Origin of the sequence: Streptococcus sp. SP8, from assembly GCF_030440045.1 — a bacterium.
Lineage (GTDB): Bacteria > Bacillota > Bacilli > Lactobacillales > Streptococcaceae > Streptococcus > Streptococcus parasanguinis_I.
Genome location: NZ_JAQFJL010000004.1, coordinates 26284 through 47359, shown reverse-complemented (window position 1 = coordinate 47359; position 21076 = coordinate 26284). Strand labels below are relative to the sequence as shown.

Annotated in this window: 15 protein-coding genes and 1 pseudogene; 4 read left to right on the top strand and 12 right to left on the bottom strand. The window is 43.5% G+C overall.

Annotated elements, in window-relative coordinates; genetic code table 11:
* Positions 1 to 129 precede the first annotated feature (129 nt).
* The 10 genes and pseudogenes from PCY11_RS05230 to PCY11_RS05185 form a co-directional block, all read right to left on the bottom strand.
* Positions 130 to 3066 (bottom strand): AAA family ATPase, encoded by a 2937-nt coding sequence (locus tag PCY11_RS05230; protein WP_301362562.1) that lies wholly within the window; start codon positions 3064 to 3066, stop codon positions 130 to 132.
* A 132-nt stretch (positions 3067 to 3198) separates the two neighbouring features.
* A complete protein-coding gene (gene metF / locus PCY11_RS05225) occupies positions 3199 to 4074 on the bottom strand; it encodes a methylenetetrahydrofolate reductase [NAD(P)H] (protein ID WP_049486236.1) in 876 nt (291 codons plus the stop codon).
* A 113-nt stretch (positions 4075 to 4187) separates the two neighbouring features.
* Positions 4188 to 6437 (bottom strand): 5-methyltetrahydropteroyltriglutamate--homocysteine S-methyltransferase, encoded by a 2250-nt coding sequence (gene metE / locus PCY11_RS05220; protein WP_003004989.1) that lies wholly within the window; start codon positions 6435 to 6437, stop codon positions 4188 to 4190.
* Positions 6438 to 6752: 315 nt separating this feature from the next.
* A complete protein-coding gene (locus tag PCY11_RS05215; protein ID WP_070846172.1) occupies positions 6753 to 8360 on the bottom strand; it encodes an alpha-glucosidase in 1608 nt (535 codons plus the stop codon).
* A 68-nt stretch (positions 8361 to 8428) separates the two neighbouring features.
* Positions 8429 to 10660 (bottom strand): glycoside hydrolase family 31 protein, encoded by a 2232-nt coding sequence (locus PCY11_RS05210; protein WP_070449316.1) that lies wholly within the window; start codon positions 10658 to 10660, stop codon positions 8429 to 8431.
* Between the two features lie 120 nt (positions 10661 to 10780).
* Positions 10781 to 10876: pseudogene (locus PCY11_RS05205) on the bottom strand (CPBP family intramembrane glutamate endopeptidase); the annotation flags it as partial.
* Positions 10877 to 11229: 353 nt separating this feature from the next.
* A complete protein-coding gene (locus tag PCY11_RS05200; RefSeq protein WP_023919047.1) occupies positions 11230 to 11895 on the bottom strand; it encodes a TrkA family potassium uptake protein in 666 nt (221 codons plus the stop codon).
* Positions 11896 to 11904: 9 nt separating this feature from the next.
* On the bottom strand, positions 11905 to 13287 hold the full coding sequence (locus PCY11_RS05195; protein ID WP_070449318.1) for a TrkH family potassium uptake protein: 1383 nt from the start codon (positions 13285 to 13287) through the stop codon (positions 11905 to 11907).
* A gap of 31 nt (positions 13288 to 13318) precedes the next feature.
* Positions 13319 to 14083 carry a nucleoside phosphorylase gene (locus tag PCY11_RS05190; RefSeq protein WP_301362561.1) on the bottom strand — a complete coding sequence of 255 codons (765 nt, stop codon included), beginning with the start codon at positions 14081 to 14083 and terminating at the stop codon, positions 13319 to 13321.
* A complete protein-coding gene (locus PCY11_RS05185; RefSeq protein ID WP_301362560.1) occupies positions 14080 to 14649 on the bottom strand; it encodes a sugar O-acetyltransferase in 570 nt (189 codons plus the stop codon). The genes PCY11_RS05190 and PCY11_RS05185 overlap by 4 nt, the downstream gene beginning before the upstream one ends.
* Positions 14650 to 14826: 177 nt before the next feature.
* Here PCY11_RS05185 and PCY11_RS05180 point away from each other — a divergent pair, with 177 nt between their 5' ends.
* On the top strand, positions 14827 to 15570 hold the full coding sequence (locus PCY11_RS05180; RefSeq protein ID WP_070466517.1) for a DeoR/GlpR family DNA-binding transcription regulator: 744 nt from the start codon (positions 14827 to 14829) through the stop codon (positions 15568 to 15570).
* Between the two features lie 12 nt (positions 15571 to 15582).
* Positions 15583 to 16392 (top strand): Cof-type HAD-IIB family hydrolase, encoded by an 810-nt coding sequence (locus tag PCY11_RS05175; RefSeq protein ID WP_301362559.1) that lies wholly within the window; start codon positions 15583 to 15585, stop codon positions 16390 to 16392.
* 90 nt (positions 16393 to 16482) lie between these two features.
* On the opposite strand, the gene PCY11_RS05170 is transcribed toward PCY11_RS05175, so the two are convergent.
* Both PCY11_RS05170 and PCY11_RS05165 read right to left on the bottom strand, forming a co-directional pair.
* Entirely contained in the window at positions 16483 to 17430 is a 948-nt protein-coding gene (locus PCY11_RS05170) for an AEC family transporter (protein ID WP_301362558.1), read from the bottom strand.
* A gap of 83 nt (positions 17431 to 17513) precedes the next feature.
* Positions 17514 to 19139: a malolactic enzyme gene (locus PCY11_RS05165; protein ID WP_125826664.1), complete on the bottom strand. Its 1626-nt coding sequence runs from the start codon at positions 19137 to 19139 to the stop codon at positions 17514 to 17516.
* 393 nt (positions 19140 to 19532) lie between these two features.
* Between PCY11_RS05165 and PCY11_RS05160 the strand changes: the two genes are divergently transcribed.
* A complete protein-coding gene (locus PCY11_RS05160) occupies positions 19533 to 19883 on the top strand; it encodes a helix-turn-helix domain-containing protein (RefSeq protein ID WP_023919061.1) in 351 nt (116 codons plus the stop codon).
* A gap of 111 nt (positions 19884 to 19994) precedes the next feature.
* Positions 19995 to 20870: a LysR family transcriptional regulator gene (locus PCY11_RS05155; RefSeq protein WP_023919063.1), complete on the top strand. Its 876-nt coding sequence runs from the start codon at positions 19995 to 19997 to the stop codon at positions 20868 to 20870.
* The last annotated feature ends 206 nt before the right edge of the window (positions 20871 to 21076 follow it).

Sequence of the window (21076 nt, the reverse complement as noted above, 5' to 3'; positions counted from 1 at the left end):
ACGTAAAAAGCATAGAAACACTCATTGCTTGGGTATTTCTATGCTTTTTCTTCATTTTCAGACACAATGATCTTTGCCTGAAAGGAGGCATGGCCTCTTATCCTTCACTTATGATTTAGATAAGAGACACTACAGGTCTTTTAATTTCTTAAGAAACTGACGATCTCTGTAAGGATTCAAGTGTTGTTCTGCCACCTTCTTGTAGTAATTCTTATCTTCTTTCAAGAAGGTGCTCAGGGCAGGAGCGAGCTCTTCTCCCTTCTCCTTTTGATTAGATAAGAAAGCCAATAGATAATGAACCATCCCCTTATCCCGCGAATTGGCAGATGGATTCATCGTCCTTTCTTTTCGAGCCAGATAATCCGCAACCTTCTCCTGATCCCCTTGCTGACAAGCAATCAAGGATTGGTAAAATTCGAGCAATTCTTCCTTCCAAGGGAATCGAACACTGGATAAAATCTTCTGGGCTCTATCAAAACAGAGGCGAGCTTGGATCAAATCTCCCTTCCAATAATAGGCGATCCCAAGATCAATATCAAAGACGACATGGACGGAATCAACAGCTTGATCCCCCACTAAACGCAGAACCTCTTCTAAGTGGGTGACGGCTACTTGGAAATGGCCTCTCACTTGCTCGATTTCAGCGAGGTAGGCCAAAGAAGCCGCAATTTGAATGGCATACTTGGCCTGCATGCTATTGGTCAAACTAAAGCAATCAATGGAGCGATACAGATGCCGGGTCGCCTGCTCCTCATCCCCAACCATCAGGTGATACAAGCCCTTCAAACGCAACTGGATCGCGATGACCTCATGATTATTAGCTTGGATGGCATCTTCCAAAGCTAAATCTGTATAATAGGCCATCTCAGAGATATTTTCCGTTTGAATGCAATAATAAATGATTTGCCGATAACCCTCTAAGAGGAAGTCGGATTGCTTGAGTTCCCGCGCATAGGAGATGACTTTTTGGATATCATGAATCCCCTTTTGATACTCCCCACTTCGAATAAAATAGCGACCTTCTAAGTACAAGTAACGCAGTTGTAAATACTTGTATTCTCTATCTCTTTGGTGCCTTGAAAAGAGGTTATCTAATTCTTGGTGTATGCGGGATAGCTCTCCAAAAATGTCCAAATGGCTATTTGTACCATCTGATAGGAACCCCTCATCTGCCTTGGAATAAATCGGAAACAGCTCATGCTCCAGCTGAAGGATTTCTTCTAAATAGGTCAACTCAAAAGATATGGAACGCAAAAGATTTTGGGATTGCTTGTATTGGTAGGCAATTTCCTTATAAAGAAGAAGGTCCGTCGAATCTTCTAAGCTTTCTTCCAATTTTTGCGCAATTTGTTGGTGGAAGAGGCGCCGTCTAGCTGGCGAGAGGAGTTGGTAAAAGTACATGGCTACCAATTGCTTGCAGAATTGAACCATGAGAGCCTCTCCTTCTTCTACGATTGAGACGATCGCTCTTTCAGATAAAGGCTCGATTAATTCTGTCAAAACAGGAAGCTCTGTAGCCGTCAATTCTGCTAAGATAGACAGAGAAATTGGCTTATGAAAACAAGATAGGTAGTGTAGAAGAGCCTCTTCCTCACTGCTCATATCCCCAAGCTCCTGAGAAAGATAGGCTTGAATGATATCAGGCAAGGGTTCTAAATTTTCATTTTCTTTCCACTCTTCGATATAGCTGGACAGAAAGAACGGACTGCCTTCACTCCATTCGACCATCTGCTCCATCACTGCAGGCTCTATTGCTCCCAGTTCCCCTTTCAAGAGAGCACGACTTTCACTTGGGGCAAAATTGGTCAACTCTAGTTGAGACAGCCTTTTCTCTACCTTCAAGCTCCCCAAGAAGTTGACGAAGGAAGCTGGCAGAGGCTCTTCAGCTGTAAAAATCAGTTGCCATTTCTCCTGGTTTCTTCTCTCCTCTAGTTGTTTCACTTTTTCTAGAGACACTGCATCGATCCACTGGGCGTTTTCAAGCAGGATCAGGAGCGGTTTTTCTTTGCTAAGGCTCTGAAGCTGATTCCATACCGAAATGAGATCATCCTCCTCTTCCAGAAGGGAAATTCCCATCTCATCCCCCAGTTTCTCTAGCGCTTGTCTGAGATCATTCCAGGCGCTTCCTTCATAGCGCTGACTGGTAGCTTTTCCTTCCACCTTGATAAAATTAAAACTGCGATTGGACATCAAGACCAACTGCCGTAAGAGACGTTTCTTGCCTGTTCCAGATTGCCCCATCACGAGAAAAGGCCCTACCGCTTCACCCGTCTCGACTAAAGAGAGGTATTCCTCGAGCTGCGAGAGTTCTTGCTTCCGACCAAAGAAAGAAAGTTCACGAATATTCAAGCGATTGGTCAGTTTATGAGTTCGTTTGGCTTCCAAAACGGAGTGATAAAGTTCCTCAATCGCTCGACTGGGACGCACACTGAGCTCGCGATCCAATAAATCGACTAGCTTATAATAGGTCTCGAAAAATTTTCCTAGCTGATGATGGAAGCTATAATACTCCATCAAGAGTTGGTAGTTTTTCTCTTCAAATTCATCCAGTTCTACCAAATGATGGAGCAAGAGTTCTATACTAGGATCTCCGAAACCGACCTTTTCAATTTTTTGATAGCAGCTTTCGACATAGAGCTTCCTATAAGCATCTCGTTTGCGAGAAGCCCACTGATCAAAGTCTTCATCATCCTTGACATAGAAGCCCTCTAGAAAGTCTCCCCGATAAAGATCCAAGGAACTTAGTGGATCTCTTTCAAAGAGCTGAACATCCAAAGAAAGACTCAACTCAGGATTAAGAGCCAAACTACTTCGGCTTGGTGAGACAATGATATCTCCTTCAAAGATTTTATTGGCTTGGTAAACCGTATTCCGTAAGTTTTTGCGAGCTACTTGGTTTTCCTTATCTCCCCAAAGGATACCGGCTATTTCATCACGGTTGACTTGGCCCATGACCGCTAAATAATAAAGCAAGGCCTCCATCTTCGAAAAAGAAAACCGAATATCTTTCTGATTGAAAACAACCTTAGGGGGTCCAAATAACTTTAACGTGAGATCTTTCTTCATTGCAAGCGCCTCCAAAATCGTCTTAGTTATACTATAAAAAAAAAGTTGGCTTTTAGCAAGTGATTTATCCAAATAAAAAGAGATTGAGAACGATTCTTTCTCAATCTCTACACTTCCTACTAAAAGTGTTGATTAATTCACTTCAAAATTCGGTTGATGAGCAAATAAATCCTTTGTCGCTTGGTAGACGTGGTAAGCGACATCTTCATTGTTCATGGTGTAAAGATGGACACCTGCCACATCTTGAGTAACCAAATCAACGATTTGATCGACTGCATAAGCCAAGCCAGCTGCGCGAAGAGACTTTGGATCATGCTCATACTTGTCCAGAATGGCTTTAAACTTCCGTGGGATATGAACATTTTCACAAGTCTTAAGGAGACGAAGGGCCTGATTGCGATTGAGAATCGGCATCACTCCTGCATGAATAGGAACATTGATCCCAGCCAAGGTACACTTATCTTGAAAATCATAGAAACGCTCATTATCAAAGAAAAGTTGAGTGACCAAGCTAGAGCACCCTGCATCTACCTTCTTTTTAAGATTTTGAATATCTGAAATTTGGTTGGGCGAATCTGGATGCCCCTCAGGATAGCAAGCACCAATCACCTCAAAATGAGGAGCTTCTGTTTTAATAAACTCAATCAGATCCGTTGCATAACGAAAGTCTTTTAAAGGTTCCACACCAGGGATAATATCCCCACGCAGAGCCAAAATCCGATGAACCCCTACTTCATCTAACTCATGAAGAGTATCGGCCACTTTTTCCTTGCTCAAATAAACGGCTGGTAAGTGAGCAATTGTCGGAATAGACAATTCATTTTGAATATAATTGGCTAAAGCAACCGTCGTCTCTTTGATATTGTATTTATTATTGCTAGCGGTCACACTAATGAAGTGAGGGGCTAGCTCCTGCATATTTGCCAAGGCACGTAAGAGCTTGGCATTGCCTACTTCAGGATTTGGAGGAAAAACTTCAAATGACAGAGACGGTGTGTGTTGTGACATATTCTATCCTTTTCTTTTGTTTCTTTGATCAAGAACTCTGAGCCACTATTTCTAGGATAAGGGAACGATTCGAAAACCCTCTACACGACGATAGAAGGTCCTCGAAACATTTCTTACAAGTGTTCACGCGCTTCTTTAGCGGCATTAACCAGCTTGATCAAGCTTTCTTTTGTTTCTTTAATTCCGCGAGTCTTCAAACCACAGTCAGGGTTGATCCAAACTTTGCCACTTGGTACTTTGGCCAAGATTGCTTCAATAGTGTGATCGATTTCACCGTCTTGTGGGACACGTGGTGAGTGGATATCGTAAACCCCAGGTCCAACTTCTGTTTGGAAGTTTTTCGCTTTCAACTCATCCAAGATTTCAAGGTTTGAACGGCTTGCCTCAAATGAGATAACGTCCGCATCCAAGTTGTCGATAGCTGGGATGATATCTGTAAATTCTGAGTAACACATGTGAGTGTGGATTTGGGTGTCTGGTGCTACAGTTGAGTGTACCAAACGGAAGGCTGGAATCGCCCAGTCAAGGTAGTCTTCGTACCAGTCGCTACGACGGAGTGGCAATTTTTCACGAAGAGCAGCCTCGTCGATTTGGATGATTTTCACTCCTGCAGCTTCAAGGTCAAGAACTTCATCCTTGATGGCAAGAGCGATTTGAAGAGTAGAATCCTTGATAGAGATGTCTTCACGTGGGAATGACCAGTTAAGGATGGTCACAGGTCCAGTCAACATACCTTTAACCGGTTTGTCTGTACGGCTTTGTGCGTAGCTAGACCATTTCACAGTGATTGGGTTAAGACGAGTTACATCACCCCAGATGATTGGTGGTTTCACTCCACGCATACCGTATGATTGTACCCAACCGTTTTTAGAGAAGAGGTAACCAGACAAGTTTTGACCGAAGTACTCAACCATGTCGTTCCGCTCGAATTCACCGTGTACAAGTACGTCAAATCCAACTTCTTCTTGCCATTTGATCCATTCGTCGATCGTTTCAGCAAGGAAAGCATCGTATTCTTCTTGTGTCAATTCACCCTTACGGAAGGCCAAACGTTTAGCACGTACTTCCTTAGTTTGAGGGAATGAACCGATGGTAGTTGTCGGAAGTGCTGGAAGCTTGAAGGCTTCTTTTTGGATTTCTTCACGTTCTGCGAAAGCTGGCAAACGAGTGTAGTCTGCTTCTGTCAAAGCTGCGATACGAGCATGAAGTTCAGCATTTGCTCCAACGCGTTCTGTTGCAAAGAGTTCTTTGTTGGCAGCAAGAGCTTCTGCCCCTTGACCATTGCGGATGGCATCCAAGTCACGCAATTCACCCAATTTTTCAACCGCAAAGGCGAAGTGGTTCAAAATAGCTGGTTCAAAATCTTCGTTAGCCGTTGTAAATGGCACATGAAGAAGGGAGCAAGAAGTCGTCAAGACAACCTTTTCAGCTGGAACTTGATCTAAGATTTCCAAGCTCTTTTCATAGTTGTTGCGCCAGATGTTTTTCCCATTCACAATACCAGCATAAAGGGTCTTATCAGCTGGGAAGCCACCTTTCACCAATTCAAGCGTTTTCTTCCCTTCAACAAAGTCAAGACCGATACCATCTACTGGCAAGTTTACAAGGTCATTGTAAACATCACGAACATCACCAAAGTAAGTTTGGATCAAGACTTCAAGACCTTTCTTGTCAGCCAAGAGTTTGTTGTAGAGGTTCAAGAAGAGAGCTTTTTCTTCAGCTGACAAATCTTTGACAAGAGCTGGCTCATCGAGTTGAATACGAGTCGCACCAAGCTCAGCCAATTTGGCAAAGACTTCTTGATAAGCAGCAACCAAGCTGTCGACGAAGTCTTCAGCTTTCACACCATCTTCAAAGTCAGATAATTGAAGGAAAGTGAATGGTCCAACGACTACTGGACGAGTGTTGATCCCCAATTCTTTAGCTTCTTGGTACTCATCAAAAATCTTGTGACCAGCCAATTTCACTTCTGTTGTTTTTTCAAATTTAGGAACGATGTAATGGTAGTTGGTGTTGAACCATTTTTTCATTGGAAGGGCACGGACATCCCCTTTTTCACCTTGGTAACCACGCGCCAAAGCGAAGTATTGTTCAAGATCTGTCAAATCCAAGTTTTGAACAGATGCAGGCACGACGTTGAAAAGGAAGGCTGCATCAAGGAAATTGTCGTAATGTGAGAAGTCATTTGAAGGAATCTCTGAGATGCCTTGTTCTTTAACGATATTCCAATGTTTAGCACGCAAGTCTTTAGCAGCTGCCAAGAGCTCGTCTGCTGAGATTTCTTTTCTAAAGTATTTTTCAGTTGTAAATTTTAATTCACGGAATTCACCCAAACGTGGGAAACCGATAATTGTAGTTGACATGTTGTGTCCTCCAAAAATTCTAATTGACACTATCATATCAGAAGATAGCCGTCTTGTATAATTGCTTTTACACGAATTTTGATATAGCCAAAAACTATAACACGGATTTAATGGGCCTTGAGACCAGAGATTAAAAGCAAAAACTAGGACTTCTTATAAAGATTTCCTATAGCCCAAGCGTCCCTGAACCATTTCTGAGCGGATTTTGAGCGGATTCTGCTAGAAGAACAGCCCCTAAAAACTAAAGAAGGCCTTCTCTACTGAGAAAGACCTGCTTCTACGAGGAAGTAATTTCCTCTATTTTTCTTACTTTTATTAGGCTAGTTTGACACAGAAGGCATCCCAAGGGGCTAACTTGCCTGATTCGAGGACTTGTTCTACCTTGGTATTGGCAATGAGAACCTCTTCAACCCCATTGACGAGCGGTAACTCTTGCTCTTGACTGGAGAGATTGACAACCACCAGATAGGCTTGCTCTCCTTCTACCCGCTTGTAGGCAAAAACCTTGTCTGTTGCGTCCACCAATTCATAATCAGCGGTCACAAGCCAAGGGTACTCTTTTCTCAAAGCAATGAGGGCTTGGTAGGTATAGAAAATAGAGTCTGGATCTGCTAGGGCAGCCTCTACATTGATCTCTTTGTAGTTTGGGTTGACAGCAAGCCATGGTTGACCTGTCGTAAAGCCAGCTTCTGCTTCATCATTCCACTGCATCGGTGTCCGCGCATTGTCCCGACCAATATGGCGGATCTGATCCATGATCACTTCGAGTGGCACTCCTTTTTCCAAGGCTTCATGGGCATAGTTGATTGACTCGATATCTTCTACATCCTCGAGGGTCTTAAATGGATAATTGGTCATCCCGATTTCTTCCCCTTGATAGATATACGGAGTCCCCTTCATCAAGTGTAGCAGAATTGCTAAAGCCTTGGCAGATTTGACACGGTAGTCGCCATCATCCCCCCAAGTTGACACAATCCGTGGGAGATCGTGGTTGTTCCAAAAGAGGGAATTCCAGCCTTCGTCTTTTCCTAATTCCGTCTGCCACTTGGTGAAAATTTCTTTCAATTTTGGCACATCCAATTCTTTAGAGTAGTGCCATTTTGGTTGACCCGGTTGGTATTGAAGACCAATGTGTTCAAATTGGAAGACCATGGACAATTCTTGATTTTTTGGATTGGAATATTGCTTAGCAATCTCTGGAGTCGCCCCCCAAGTTTCTCCCACGGTGAGCAGATCCTTATCGCCAAAGGTAGCTTGATTCATTTCCTTCAAATAAGGATGGAGCATGGGACCATTGCTGATGATTTCCTGATCTGGGATCTTACCGATCATATCGATGACATCCATACGGAAGCCACCAATTCCCTTGTCAATCCAGAAATTCATCATGTCATAGATCTGATGACGAAGCTCCTCGTTTTCCCAGTTGAGGTCTGGTTGCTTCTTACTGAAGTTATGCAGGTAGTATTGGCCTGATGCTTCATCAAATTCCCAAGCAGAGCCACTAAAAGCAGAAATAATGCCATTGGGCTCATCCCGCCAAATATAGAAATCCCGCTTTGGACTGTCTGGATTTTCACGTGCTTCGATAAACCAAGCATGCTCATCAGAGGTATGGTTGACTACCAAGTCCATAATGATTTTGATCTTGCGTTTCTGACCTTCTGCGATCAATTCTTCCATATCTTCCATGCTACCAAAGATGGATGCAATATCCTCGTAATCCGAGATGTCATAGCCGTTATCATCCATGGGACTCTTGTAGACTGGTGAGAGCCAGATCGCTGTAATCCCTAATTTTTCCAAGTAGTCTAGCTTGCTCGTGATCCCCTTGAGATCCCCGATGCCATCGCCATTACTATCCTTGAAACTCTTTGGATAAACTTGGTAAATTACGGCATTATGCCACCATTTTTGTTCCATTTTTTCTTCTCCTTTATGATTGTGAAATCACTTTCATCATACAAAAATAGGGGTAAAATTGCAAGAATTTACAAGTCTTCATTCTCTTCACTGGAATAAATCACTTCAAAGAGACGTTGACGCAAACCTTCCTCTAAAGGCGTAATGATCTTCATCAACTGTTTCCAATCCTTGGCTGTTGAACAAGCCGCAAATAATTCATTCTTCCTATCGTAGGCCAGGTTGGCAGATTTCAAGAACTCAAACATCCGATCTTCTTTTGCAGTAGGACGCGATTGCAGCTCACCCATCGCAATCTCCTGACTGTGATTGTCCACTAAGATAGGGGTTGTCTCTAAGGTATGGAGGAAGAACCGGTGCTGTCTCTTTTCAGGAAGCAGCGTTCGATCACCTGTTAAATCCAGCTTAATCTTTCTTTCATCCCAATTGACAGTTAGGCGGGTTTCAACCCTGTTATCTCCTTCTCCTTCAACGAGTACGAAGGAACGATTGTCACCTGGGAAAAGATGCCAGTCCAGCATTTCTGGGAGCTCTACCCCTGTCTGCGGTTGTGCATCCATAGGGATGATGGCTCCTGCACGCGCAAAGACCGGAATATCCTGGCTAGCTCTAAAGACTGTAAGCTTGCCTTTTCCTTCGTACTTCCAATCATGGAAGAAATCATACCAAACTCCGTCTGGGAACCAAACACTCACAGAAGCACTATGATAGACAGGATCCAGAGCCTCTGTAATTGGGGCCACCATGAGTTCACTGCCATAGAAATATTGATTTTTAGCCTCATAAGCCTCTTCTTCGTTTGGGTAATGGTAATAGAGAGGTTGAACCAAAGGCAGGCCTTCTTCGTGCGTCGCCACATTCATGGTGTAGAGATAAGGCAGTAAGCTATGGCGCAGGCGCAAATACTGCTTCATCAAGCGACAGGTCTCAGACGAGTAAAACCACGGTTCCTTGCTGTTAAAGGCATTACAAGAACTATGAAGACGATTGATCGGGCTAAAAACCCCAAACTGCAACCAACGAAGAGCCAAGTCTTCATCATAGTAGCCCCGCATATGGCCACCGATATCATGACTCCACCAGGTGTAGCCGATATTGGAAGCTGTGCTAGTAAAATAGGGTTGAAAGGCTAGGGATTCCCAAGTCACAATAGTGTCCCCTGAAAAACCAATCGGATACCGATGGCTGCCGGGACCCCCATATCGTGATAAGATGAGACCAGCTTGGCCTTTTCGGCAATTATCTACATAATGATAGTGATTTAACAACCAAAGGGGATCCATCTTGCCATGACTACCTTGCTGCCAATCAATCCACCAAAAGTCCACTCCTTGATCTTCCAAAGGATGGTGGACATCTTCGAAATAAGCTTCGCGAAAGGCTGGACTATAAAAGTCAAAGCTAGCCGCTTCTTCTTTTTCAGCATCCAGTCCCAAGCGTTTTGCGACCATGGGATAAGCATCTTCAAAGGCGCGAATTCCATCTGCCGGATGGACATTTAAGGTCACCTTTAAACCACGCTCATGCAGGCCATTTAAGAAGGCAGCTGGATCGGGAATCAAATCCCGGTTCCAACTATAGCCCGTCCAACCACTTCCAAAGCGAGCAGGAATCGCCGTCTTGTGCCAGTCCATATCGATCACACTGACTGCAAGAGGCACCCCTTCTGCTTTGAAACGATCCATCAAATCTGTATACTCCTGACTGGTATAAGGCCAATACCGACTCCACCAGTTTCCCAGAGCATAACGTGGCAAGAGGGGTGGCTGTCCTGTCAGATGGTAAAAATCTTTTAAGGCGCCTAGATAATCGCGCCCATAACCGAAGAAATACAGATCCACTTCTGGACATGGCCGTGCTCTAAATCCGCTTTCGACATCATACAAGTAGGAAGCGGAATCGTCTAAAAGAGCATAACCGGCCTTGCTCAAGATCCCATCTTGCAACTCCATAGCCCCATCGACCTCGTCAAGTGTCCGACTGGTCCCCTTTAAGGTCTCCGGCTGATCTCCATAGTGCCACCGGCTCCCATAGACTGCATACTGACCCTTGAGCTCGATAAAAAGCCGATCCGGTGTAAAAGGTCCCTTTTCAAAATGGAGGTGGAGATGCTCCGTATGAAGATCGAGGACCTCTTCTGTCTCTACGACCTCACAGGCTACAGGTCCAAAATCACGATTTTGCACAACTTGCGTCTGACCATCCTCAAAAACACCATCCTCTGAGTATTCCAAGCGCACCAAAGATTCCGTTAATACGGAGATTCGGTAGTTCTCTCCCTGTATCACTGATCCTGCCATTTGTCTTTCCTCCTCTTTTTATCTACTTCGCCTTACTGTGTAAACGTTTACGATTTTACTATAGCACTCAAAAAAAGGCCTGTCAACACCTGACAGAGCCTTTCCTAAAATTTTATAAGATCAACTTCCCCAATGAATCAAGAGATACATGAGACTCGATCCAAACATATCTGCCAAGGCATGCATGAGGAAAAATGGCAAGAGATTCTTGACGACCTTGAGGACGGACGTTAGGTGAAATTATCCAGTGGATGATTTCAGCAATCCAGGAAGTTCTATGACTAAATTAAGATACAGAGGGCGTCTGCGGAGTAAAAATTAAAAATCATTTTTCTGCAGAATCATTTCACCTATTTCAGTTAAAAAATAGGTGATCAACATTCTGAGGCTGGGACAAAAGTCCTAGCCTCAGAATTGTTTTTGGATTGTTGAGCAAGACGCAGTGGTTGAGCGGACTCTACTACGCTGATTTCATCAGCTTTTACAGCCCTACTCAACTGTGCGGAGGTGGGACGACGAAATCGAATTCTAATGAATTACCGATTTCTGTCCCACTCTCAATTACACGATTAGTCTAACAAGTCTTGGATTCTATCCAGATACTGGTTGTCTGTCACCGCCATCACGCGCACCCCTTCTGGCCAGATAAAGTCGGGAGCAATCTGAATATGAAGCGGTTGATCTTCCGCATCTCGATAACCAATAATGTTGAGATGGTACTCCTCTCTGACAGCCAAGTCCTGAAGACTTTTTCCTACCCAGCTGGATGGAACCGTAAACTCGACTACTACCACTTCTTCATCCAACTGGAAAACTTCAATCCGGTGTTGGAAAAGAACCATTTTGGCGAGGGACATGCCTGCTTCTACCTCTGGCAGGATGACCAAATCAGCCCCAATCTTTTCCAGAATTTCTTTGGTCACTTCATTTTTGACCTTGGCAATGACGTGCTCGACACCTAGTGCCTTACAGTGCATGACAGCCAGCACACTGGACTCCAGGTTTTCACCCGTCGCGATCACGACTGTGTCACAGTTCCCAATATCTGCTGCATCCAAGAGGTCCAACTCCGTAATGTCTCCAACAATTCCAGTCGTAATCATGGATTCATATTGGTTGATCACATCTGCGTGATCATCAATCGCAACAATATCCACATCCTGGTCTTGCAGGGTTTTCAGGACACTCTGTCCAAAAATTCCTAATCCTAAAATTCCAATGGTTCGATTTGCCATAAGTTTCTCCTATCCGATAATGATGTCTGCTTTAGCATATTGCAAGGCATCTGCCTTCTTAGCTTTGTAATTGTTCAAACTGACCATGAGGGTCAAGGGGCCGATCCGACCGATAAACATAAGCACCATGATGATCCCCAGCCCTGCTCCATTTAAGGTCGAGGTCACATTGGCTGTCACGCCTACTGTCGCTAGAGCCGATACTACCTCAAAGACCAGGTACAAAAAGCGTTGACCATCCGGAGTCACGAGACAAAGGCCAAAGAGTCCAAGGAGAAAAGTCAACTGGAAAATCACTGCCGTCCCCAAAGAGCGTTGGACCAAGTCTGGTGCGATGGTGCGCTTACCCAGGTTGGTATGTGGCAAGCCGAGCAACTCTTTGCGCGCTAAGAGAATCAGCACCAAGAAGGTGGTGATCTTCATCCCCCCTGCTGTCCCGCCTGGTGCCCCACCTAGGAACATCTGTAAGAGATAGATAAAGAGCGTCACTGGCCGGACTGCTGTATAATCCAACGAGGCAAAACCAGCCGTCCGCATACTGACAGTTTGGAAGAAGCTGACCAAGATCTTCTCTCCTAACGGAAGGGACCCAATCGTTGCTGGATTATTAAACTCGGTCATAAGACTAGTCACTGTCCCAAAGAGAAGGATCGCCGCCGTTAACCAGAGAACCACCTTGGTATGGAAGCGAAGAGTTCGCCGCCCTGATTGATTGCGGGCCTTGGTGGCTAGGTCAAACCAGACCATGAAGCCCAAGCCCCCAGTAATAATAAGGGCAGACAAGGTCAGATTGACCAACCAATCGGTCTGGAAGCTCATCATACTATCGCCTCCAAAATTATCAAAGCCCGCATTACAAAAGGCCGAGACCGCAACAAAGATGGAGTTAAAGATCCCATGCCCCCAGCCAAAGCGAGGGATAAAGCGGGTCATGAGGAGCAAGGCCCCCACCCCTTCGATGGTAAAGGTGGTAATGAAGATGGAGCGGACAAAACGGGCTAAGCTCTGGTTATTGCTAAAGCTAAAGCTGTCCCGGATGGTCTGTCGGTCCTTGTAGCTGAGCTTTTGACGACCTTCCATAAAGAAGAGACCGATAAAGGTCAAGATCCCTAGGCCTCCGATCTGGATCAAGAGCATACAGATCAATTGCCCCAAACCATTATAGGTCGAAGCCACCGACTGGGTAAAGAGCCCCGTCACACAGACCATGGAGACCGCTGTAAAGAGGTGGTCGATATAGCCTGCTTTTGAGCTCGCTTGCTGGACAAAAGGCAGACTCAATAAGAGCGAGCCCACCAGGATAACCAAGGCAAAGCTGAGAAAGATTCGCCTTGCCGGAGACAGGCTTTTAATTTTGGCCTGCCATTGTTTAAAAAATAATTTGACTAACATAGCTTCATTGTATCATAAAAAGTGAAAAGACCTACAAGTGATGAACCATCTCTAGGCACAATTCTAGGGCCTTCTCAAAAGCTTCAGCCCCCCAGTCACGCTGGTCATAATTTTCTAGGTCTGCAAGAGAATCTGCGGTAAATAGGAGCAAGCCCCAAACTGCATCACGAAGCTGGGCGACTGCTGCAAGTGAGGCACACTCCATCTCCACAACACGACACCCTTCTTCAATGCGATAGGCCACCTTGTCAGGTGTTTCTCTATAAAAACCGTCCGTCGACCAGGTCATGACCTCTTGATAAGGAATATCTTTTCCTTTCAAGACAGTTTCAATGGCGGTCAGTGCACGACTGTCCACTTCGATATAACGAGAAGGCGCTACATAATGGTAACTGGCTCCCTCATCTCGCAAGGCCTTGGTCGGGATCAAAAAGGCATTTTCTTCTATGTCCACCAAGACGCCACAGCTTCCTGAGGAAATGATTTTCCTCACCCCATAGCCAATCAACCAATCCATGAATTGGGCAGCAGGTGCAGATCCAACTGGCGCTTGTGCCAAGCAGACTTTCTCCCCTTGGTGCTCCAGAACATAGACTGGATAAGCCTTGGTAGCTGAAACAAAGGTAGCCACTTGCTCAGCTCCAACAGTTTTGGCAAAGCGATCAATCTCATCCTCCAAGAAAGCATACACACATTTTTCAGGTAGGTGCAGATCAAGTCCCTCATGGGTCGGCATAATGACTGCCTGCGGGTTGTCATCAAACTCTAAAATAGGAATTTCATGTTTATGGATCATCGTTTCTCCTTTTTGACGGGTATTTCTTTGATGACACGGGCTGGGTTTCCTGCAAGGACCACATTGTCTCCAAAGGATTTTGTGACCACTGCTCCTGCGCCAGCGACCACATTATCACCCAGCGTGACACCAGGAAGGATGGTGACCCCTCCTCCTGCCCAGAAATTGTCCCCTATCGTAATCGGAGCTCCGTACTCAAGACCCGAGTTGCGCTCATCTGGATCCAGCGGGTGTAAGGGGGTCAAAAATTGGCAATTGGGACCAATCATGGCATTCTTTCCGATCGTAATGGGACAAATATCCAACATGGTCAAATTGTAATTGGCATAGAAATTTTCTCCTATATGGATGTTGCCCCCATAATCCACAAGAACCTGGCGATTGAGATAGAGGTTTTCACCGGTTGATCCAAACCACTCTTTGATGATGGATGCCCCCTTTTTAGGATCCACCTCTTGGTTAAAGGCCTCTTGTTTCTCCCGAGAGGCTTTTGCCAAAGCCCGTAATTCAGGGTCCGCAGGTCTATAATAGTCACCCGCAATCATTTTTTCATATTCACTGGCCATAAGGAAACCTCCACGTTATTTTGACATATTATAGCAGAATTTCCCCTTTAAAACAAACGTCAGAATAAGGCTTTACAAGGAAAAAGATCATAAATGCTTAAAAATAATTAAAAACACTTGCATTAACTTAATAAATGATGTAGAATATAGGCAAGAACAGAAACAAGGAGCGAGCTCATGTATCAGGAACAACGACTCGAAAAAATATTAGAACTCTTAGAAGAGCGAAAACAGCTATCGGCTAAAGAAATGGTCGACTATTTCAAGGTCTCAAAAGATACCATCCGTCGAGACTTCGCTCTCCTTAGTCAGCGCCAGCTGGTCCGCAGGACCCATGGTGGACTCCTCCCCTTAAACAAAGAACCCGGCCCTTCTTACCTAGACCGTAGTCAGAAAGCCAACAAGGAAAAGACTGCTATGGCTCAAAAGGCCCTGCAATTGATCCAAGATGGCCAAGTGATCTTTCTCGACGTTTCTACCTCGATGACCCTGCTTGCTGGCTTGCTTAATAAGGAAGTCACAGTCTATTCGCATTCCCTTGACAATACCATCCAGCTCAGTAGCCATTCCCAGGTTGACTTTCATCTTTTAGGAGGAAAATTCTACCCTAAAAACCGCTTCTACTATGACGCGAATCAAGCACAAATACTGGACAATCTTCGCTTTGATCTCGCTTTTTTTGGAGCGAGTAGCTTAGCCAATGGCGAAGTCACCTTTGAGGATGCTGAAGACGTTGCAGTCAAGTCTCTCGTTTTTGAGCGGACTCGTACCAAGGTGCTGGTGGCAGAAAGTACCAAGTTCCACCAACATGCCAACTACTATCTCGCTCGTCTCCAACAATTTGACTATTGGATTACTGATCAAAAACCAAGCCCTGACATCCTTAAACAAGTCGGCAACGAAACCACTATTCTCTATTAGGAGGTAATCTTTATGTCTCACATTCGTCTCATCATCAGCGATATCGATGGCACCATCTTAAATGACCACCATCAGATTGACCCAGAGTTGGCAGCATTGATCCCAGATTTAAAGCGTGAAGAGATCCCTTTCGTGCTAGCCTCTGCTCGCTCCCCCAAAGGAATGGCACCCATTGCCAAAGAACTCGGTATAGAAGACTGCCCCATGGCCTGCTACAACGGGGCCTTGATTCAAAAAGGCGAGCAGGTTCTGTTTGAGCATCCCTTAGACAAGAATGAAGCTCGTCAGTTTATCGACTGGGCCAACCAACACTTCCCTCAAGTTTCGATCAACCTCTATAGCGGAAAAGACTGGATGACCGATCATCTCGACCAATGGAGCCGAGAGGAAGCCCGGATTACAGGGGAAAAACCTCTTATTCTTCCCCTATTGGATCCTTTGCTGGATATGACAAAGCCCCTCCACAAATTGCTCTTAATTGGAGATGCAGAAGAGATCCAAGCCCTCTATCGTGCTATTTCTGCCGATGACTTCCCTTCTACCGCCTTTTATCTCTCCAAAGCCAACTACCTAGAAGTCACGGCTAAGCACGTCTCTAAAGAGGATGCTCTGGTTGAACTCGCCAACCACTACCACTTGAGCTTAGAAGAAGTCCTCACCATGGGGGACAACTTCAATGACCTTCCTATGCTCAAAAAAGCAGGCATCGGTGTCGCTATGGGCAACGCTCCTCAAGAAGTGAAAGAGGAAGCGACTGTCGTGACAAAGACCAACAATGAAAACGGGGCTGGGCAAGCGGTTGAAACCTATGTGTTGATCTAGTCATCCGTTTAAAAAGGACGTCGAGTATAATACCCGACGTCCTTTTTGACGAATGTATAGCACTAAAACTACATCATTTTCATATAAATGCTATCCCAACAATGTCTGCAGAATTGGAACCACAATCACAAATAAGACTGTGCTGAGAGTGACCACATTCGTTGAAAACTCAACATCGCCTTTACCTTGATTGGCAAGGATAGGAAGAACTGCCAAGGCTGGTGTTGCTGATTGAATCATAAAGGTTCTAAATTCTGGTGCCACCATATTTGGAGAGAAGAACTTCAGAACCAAGAGCATGATGACCGGTGCAAGAATAAAACGACCAACCAGTGTGATAATGGTATCTTTATCAAAGCGAATTGTCTTAAGTCCTGCCTTAGCTAGGACGATACCGATATAGACAAGAGATAAGGGCGTTGTTAAACTACCAATATAAGTCAAGGTATTTTCCGCAAAACTTGGAACAGGAATACGTAACACCAAAAAGACGAGGGCTACGAGAAAACCTAATAAAGGAGCTGGGAAAAGCTTCTTCCAATTAAATTTTTGAGCCTGTTTTGAAGCCCCTTCTTTACTATCAGAAGTCATCAGATAGACACCTAATGTCCAAGTAGATACTGTATTTGTAATATAATAAACCAAGAAGTAAGGAAGGGCTTGATTTCCAAACAAAGCGATATTTAAAGGCAAACCAATAAATATGGTATTGGCATTAACAAAGGTATTAATCATGGTTCCTCGGCGTCCTGGGCGCACTTTAAAAACTTTCACTGCGATAAAGGCCGCTAGGTAACCAAGAATGAAGGCGATAAACGTATAGAGCAAACCGCCAGACAAGCTAATCAATTTATCTAAAGTTAAATATTTAAGAACAGAGGTAAAAATTGCAACAGGCATGGCCACGTTCATAATCAGTTTAGATAAGTCATTTCCGAAGCTCTCTTGAAACCAACCACGGACTTGCAAGAAATAACCAAGAATGATGATGACGATAATGGGCACAATACTCTGAATTGAAGTTAAAAAGATTTCCATAGTCTCCCTTTCTATCTAACAGGATATACAAGAAAAGGTGTACGAGGCATCCAGTCGCACTCGTACACCCCATTCCCATTTACTTATTTATATTCTGGGTACCATTTTAAATTACGAACTGCTTTAGCCATATCTGTTTCTTGAGCACGCGCAAGACCTTGTTCTTGCGCTTTTTTAGCAACTGCTTCTGCTACTTTGATAGACACATCAGCTACATACTTGAATGGAGGTAAGACTGGTGCTCCTGGTTCGCCTGGATTGACAATACCACTCAATGAATGTGCGGCAGCTCCAATCATTTCATCCGTCAACAGACTCGCTTCAGAAGCCAGCATACCAAGTCCAAGACCTGGATAAATCAGTGCGTTATTCGCTTGACCAATCACGTAGTCCACACCTTTATAGGAAACTGTACCAGCTGGAATTCCTGTTGCAACAAATGCTTTTCCGTCTGACCATTCGATCAAATCTTTGGCACTTGCTTCAGCTAGTTTGGTTGGGTTTGACAATGGGAAAATGATAGGATGTTCAGTGTTTTCACACATAGCTTCTACAATTTCTTTTGTGAAAGTATTTGGCTGAGTTGAAGTTCCCACAAGAATGGTTGGTTTAACCGTCTTCACTACTTCAAGAAGGTCCGTCAACTGATCTGCATTGGCAAAATCAGAACGTTTCTTAGCAAATGGTTTTTGTTGCGGCGTTAAGTCATCCATATCATCAAAAAGGAGACCTTGTTTGTCGACCATAAAGAAGCGTTTATAAGCTTCTTCTTCAGGCAGACCTTCACTAACCATTTCACGAAGGACACGAGAAGCAATCCCTGCACCAGCAGTCCCACCACCATAGCAGAGATAAACTTGATCCGTTAATTTTTCACCTGTAATATCCAATGCCCCAAAGATCCCACCAAGGGTTACAATACCAGTTCCTTGGATATCATCGTTAAAGGTTGGGATTTGTTTTCGATATTTTTCAAGGATGTTGGCAGCATTTAAGCGACCGAAATCTTCCCAGTGAAGGTAGAGTTTAGGGAAAAGACGTTCTGCAGTTTGGACAAATTGATCGATAAAATCATAGTAACGATCACCACGCACACGTTCGTGGCGATTTCCCAAGTAATTAGGATTGTTACGAAGTTCTTCACGATTGGTACCTGCGTCAATGACCAAAGGAAGTACCATTGAAGGATCAATTCCTGCAGCTCCAGTATAGACCATCAGTTTCCCAACAGAAATATCGACACCATTTGTACCCCAGTCACCAATACCGAGAATACCTTCTGCATCTGTCACAACAATAAGACGAATTTCACGATCACCCGCTGCATTTTTCAAAGTCGCTTCGATATTTTCAGGGTGATTGATGTCAAGATAGGCCGCATATTGTGGGTCTACAAAAAGATCGCTATAGCCTTCGATGGTATCGGCAATAGTTGGATCATAAACAATGGGATTAAACTCTTCCAAATGTTGAGCAAATAGGTAGTAAAATAGAGTACGATTTGTATTAAAAATTTCCATTAGGAACAAACGTTTTTCCAAATCATTAACCTTTGTTTGCATTTGCGCATAAGTTTGCGCTGCTTGTTCTTCAATGGTTTGAACGTAAGGTGGCAGGAGGCCAATGAGACCTAGTTTCTGACGTTCCTCTAAGGTAAAGGCAGTTCCCTTGTTAAGGAAAGGGTTGTTTAAAATATCATGTGCAGTCATCATGTGACCTCCTTATTTATTTTATTCTATTATAACACTTATTTTCTTTAAATGACACTTTGTTCTATATATGATACAATATGAATGAATCAGGCAATGAAAGTTCAGGCGATACAACCGAAAATGATGCGATTTCAATAGATAACAAAATAATAGGTTTATCCATCACTTCCTAGATAGTCACGGTCATCTCTTAAAAAAGCCTGTTCCTTTCCACCTTTTAGAAGGTTATTCTCATCAAAAGATCCACTGTTTTCAGGTACTCTTTTTTCCACTTATGATGATCAATACCTATAAAAACCATAGATAATAAATCTAAAATATGTTTGTTATAAAATACTTTGTTTTGTTTAAGGTGTTATTTTTGTCATTTAAAACTTGTATTCTGGTTACATGAAAACAAAACATTATTTACAACGGTATATAGCGCAAAAGGTCAAATATTTGCGAAAAAAACAAAACATGAGTCAAGAGGAGCTATCGGAACGGGCAGATCTTGGATTAAAATACATCAATCAATTGGAAAATCAAAACGTGAATCTGACCATTCACAGTCTTGAAAAAGTCATTTCTGCTCTTGAGTTAACGCCTGAAGAATTCTTCAATTTTGATTCACTCGAAGCGTCTTCAGATCCTACTGACAGCCTTTCACTTAAGAGAGTAAACATGAAAATTAAACAACTTCCAGTTGGAAAAAGGGAAAAGATCCTAACGATTTTTGAAGATCTTTTAGATAGCCTTTAATTGTCCTCTGACTCACCTCAGATTGTAACAAACAAAAAATCATATAGTCAAATTAGCTATCACGGATAATTTTTGCTTATCCATGTCTGTCTATTTAGAAGAGGAAGCCCAATGAATCTTAAGGACTTTTATTATTTTTTTGATCTTAGTCAACAGCAATCCTTTACTGGGGTTGCCCAAAAACACGGGATCAGTCAACCATCCGTTTCCTATGCGATTAAACGACTAGAAAAGGAATTTCACTGCCCATTAATCGCGCACGATCCTTCTCACCGTACTTTCAAATTAACGCCCCAAGGAGAAATCTTGCTACGACATATTCAAAAGGTCCTACCTGAGATTCAAGGAGCTAAAAAAGAGATCCTCCGGAGTCTCTCTCAATTCAATACGATTGGTTTCCCACCAATCATCATTGACTATCTTGTCCGAAAACAACCCGCCTTTATCAGTAATGTTGCAGCTCTTCAAAGTATCCATCCTGTTCAAGAAGGGTCTGTCGAACTTTTGGAATTACTTTCCAAAGGAGAACTAGATGCTAGTTTTTTAGGGAGTTTAGAACCGATTAAAGATCATCGCTTCCAGGTAAGAGAAATGGCCAAACGAGATCTCTTCTATATCCTTCATCACAACCATCCACTAGCCTCAAAAAAAGTATTACAATTTTCAGACGTCATCGATGAAGATTTTATCATTCCAGATGAGCACTTTGTTCATTTAAAAGCCTTTGAACTGTTGAATGAGCGCTATCACCATGAGGCTACGCCCTTCTTTCAGACGGATGATATTCAGCTCCTAAAACAACTTCTTCGTAAACAAGTGGGGATCAGTTTACTAGCAGATCTTGCACTAACAGATGATGAAGAGGAATTGATTGCCATTCCGATGGATGAAGACGAACGGATCAGCTTTTACGTTTCATTAGTTGAACCGAGGGAAAGTAATCTCAAACCGGAGGTCATCCAATTCTTTGAAAAATTACTAAGCTAATCACAACCTCCATTCTTTGTCCTGATTTAGAAACATAAATAAAGTGACTAGCTAGTATTTTTTACGACTAAAAAATATAGTAGAAATGCCGATAAAATAAGGATTCCTGCAAATTTGTGGGAATCCTATTTTCTTTTGCTCAATTTGTATATTTAAATTATTTTGTGTATGTTTTTCTTACTCAGCTTTTTATCAATAATTAGGGA

Excerpts from the sequence above, each read along its gene's own strand:
- PCY11_RS05210 (WP_070449316.1), bottom strand. The coding sequence starts at position 10,660 with ATGGCAGGATCAGTGATACAGGGAGAGAACTACCGAATCTCCGTATTA.
- PCY11_RS05155 (WP_023919063.1), top strand. The coding sequence starts at position 19,995 with ATGAATCTTAAGGACTTTTATTATTTTTTTGATCTTAGTCAACAGCAA.
- PCY11_RS05160 (WP_023919061.1), top strand. The coding sequence starts at position 19,533 with ATGAAAACAAAACATTATTTACAACGGTATATAGCGCAAAAGGTCAAA.
- PCY11_RS05215 (WP_070846172.1), bottom strand. The coding sequence starts at position 8,360 with ATGGAACAAAAATGGTGGCATAATGCCGTAATTTACCAAGTTTATCCA.
- PCY11_RS05200 (WP_023919047.1), bottom strand. The coding sequence starts at position 11,895 with ATGGCAAATCGAACCATTGGAATTTTAGGATTAGGAATTTTTGGACAG.
- metE (WP_003004989.1), bottom strand. The coding sequence starts at position 6,437 with ATGTCAACTACAATTATCGGTTTCCCACGTTTGGGTGAATTCCGTGAA.
- PCY11_RS05190 (WP_301362561.1), bottom strand. The coding sequence starts at position 14,083 with ATGATCCATAAACATGAAATTCCTATTTTAGAGTTTGATGACAACCCG.
- PCY11_RS05175 (WP_301362559.1), top strand. The coding sequence starts at position 15,583 with ATGTCTCACATTCGTCTCATCATCAGCGATATCGATGGCACCATCTTA.
- PCY11_RS05180 (WP_070466517.1), top strand. The coding sequence starts at position 14,827 with ATGTATCAGGAACAACGACTCGAAAAAATATTAGAACTCTTAGAAGAG.
- PCY11_RS05165 (WP_125826664.1), bottom strand. The coding sequence starts at position 19,139 with ATGACTGCACATGATATTTTAAACAACCCTTTCCTTAACAAGGGAACT.
- metF (WP_049486236.1), bottom strand. The coding sequence starts at position 4,074 with ATGTCACAACACACACCGTCTCTGTCATTTGAAGTTTTTCCTCCAAAT.
- PCY11_RS05195 (WP_070449318.1), bottom strand. The coding sequence starts at position 13,287 with ATGTTAGTCAAATTATTTTTTAAACAATGGCAGGCCAAAATTAAAAGC.
- PCY11_RS05230 (WP_301362562.1), bottom strand. The coding sequence starts at position 3,066 with ATGAAGAAAGATCTCACGTTAAAGTTATTTGGACCCCCTAAGGTTGTT.
- PCY11_RS05185 (WP_301362560.1), bottom strand. The coding sequence starts at position 14,649 with ATGGCCAGTGAATATGAAAAAATGATTGCGGGTGACTATTATAGACCT.
- PCY11_RS05170 (WP_301362558.1), bottom strand. The coding sequence starts at position 17,430 with ATGGAAATCTTTTTAACTTCAATTCAGAGTATTGTGCCCATTATCGTC.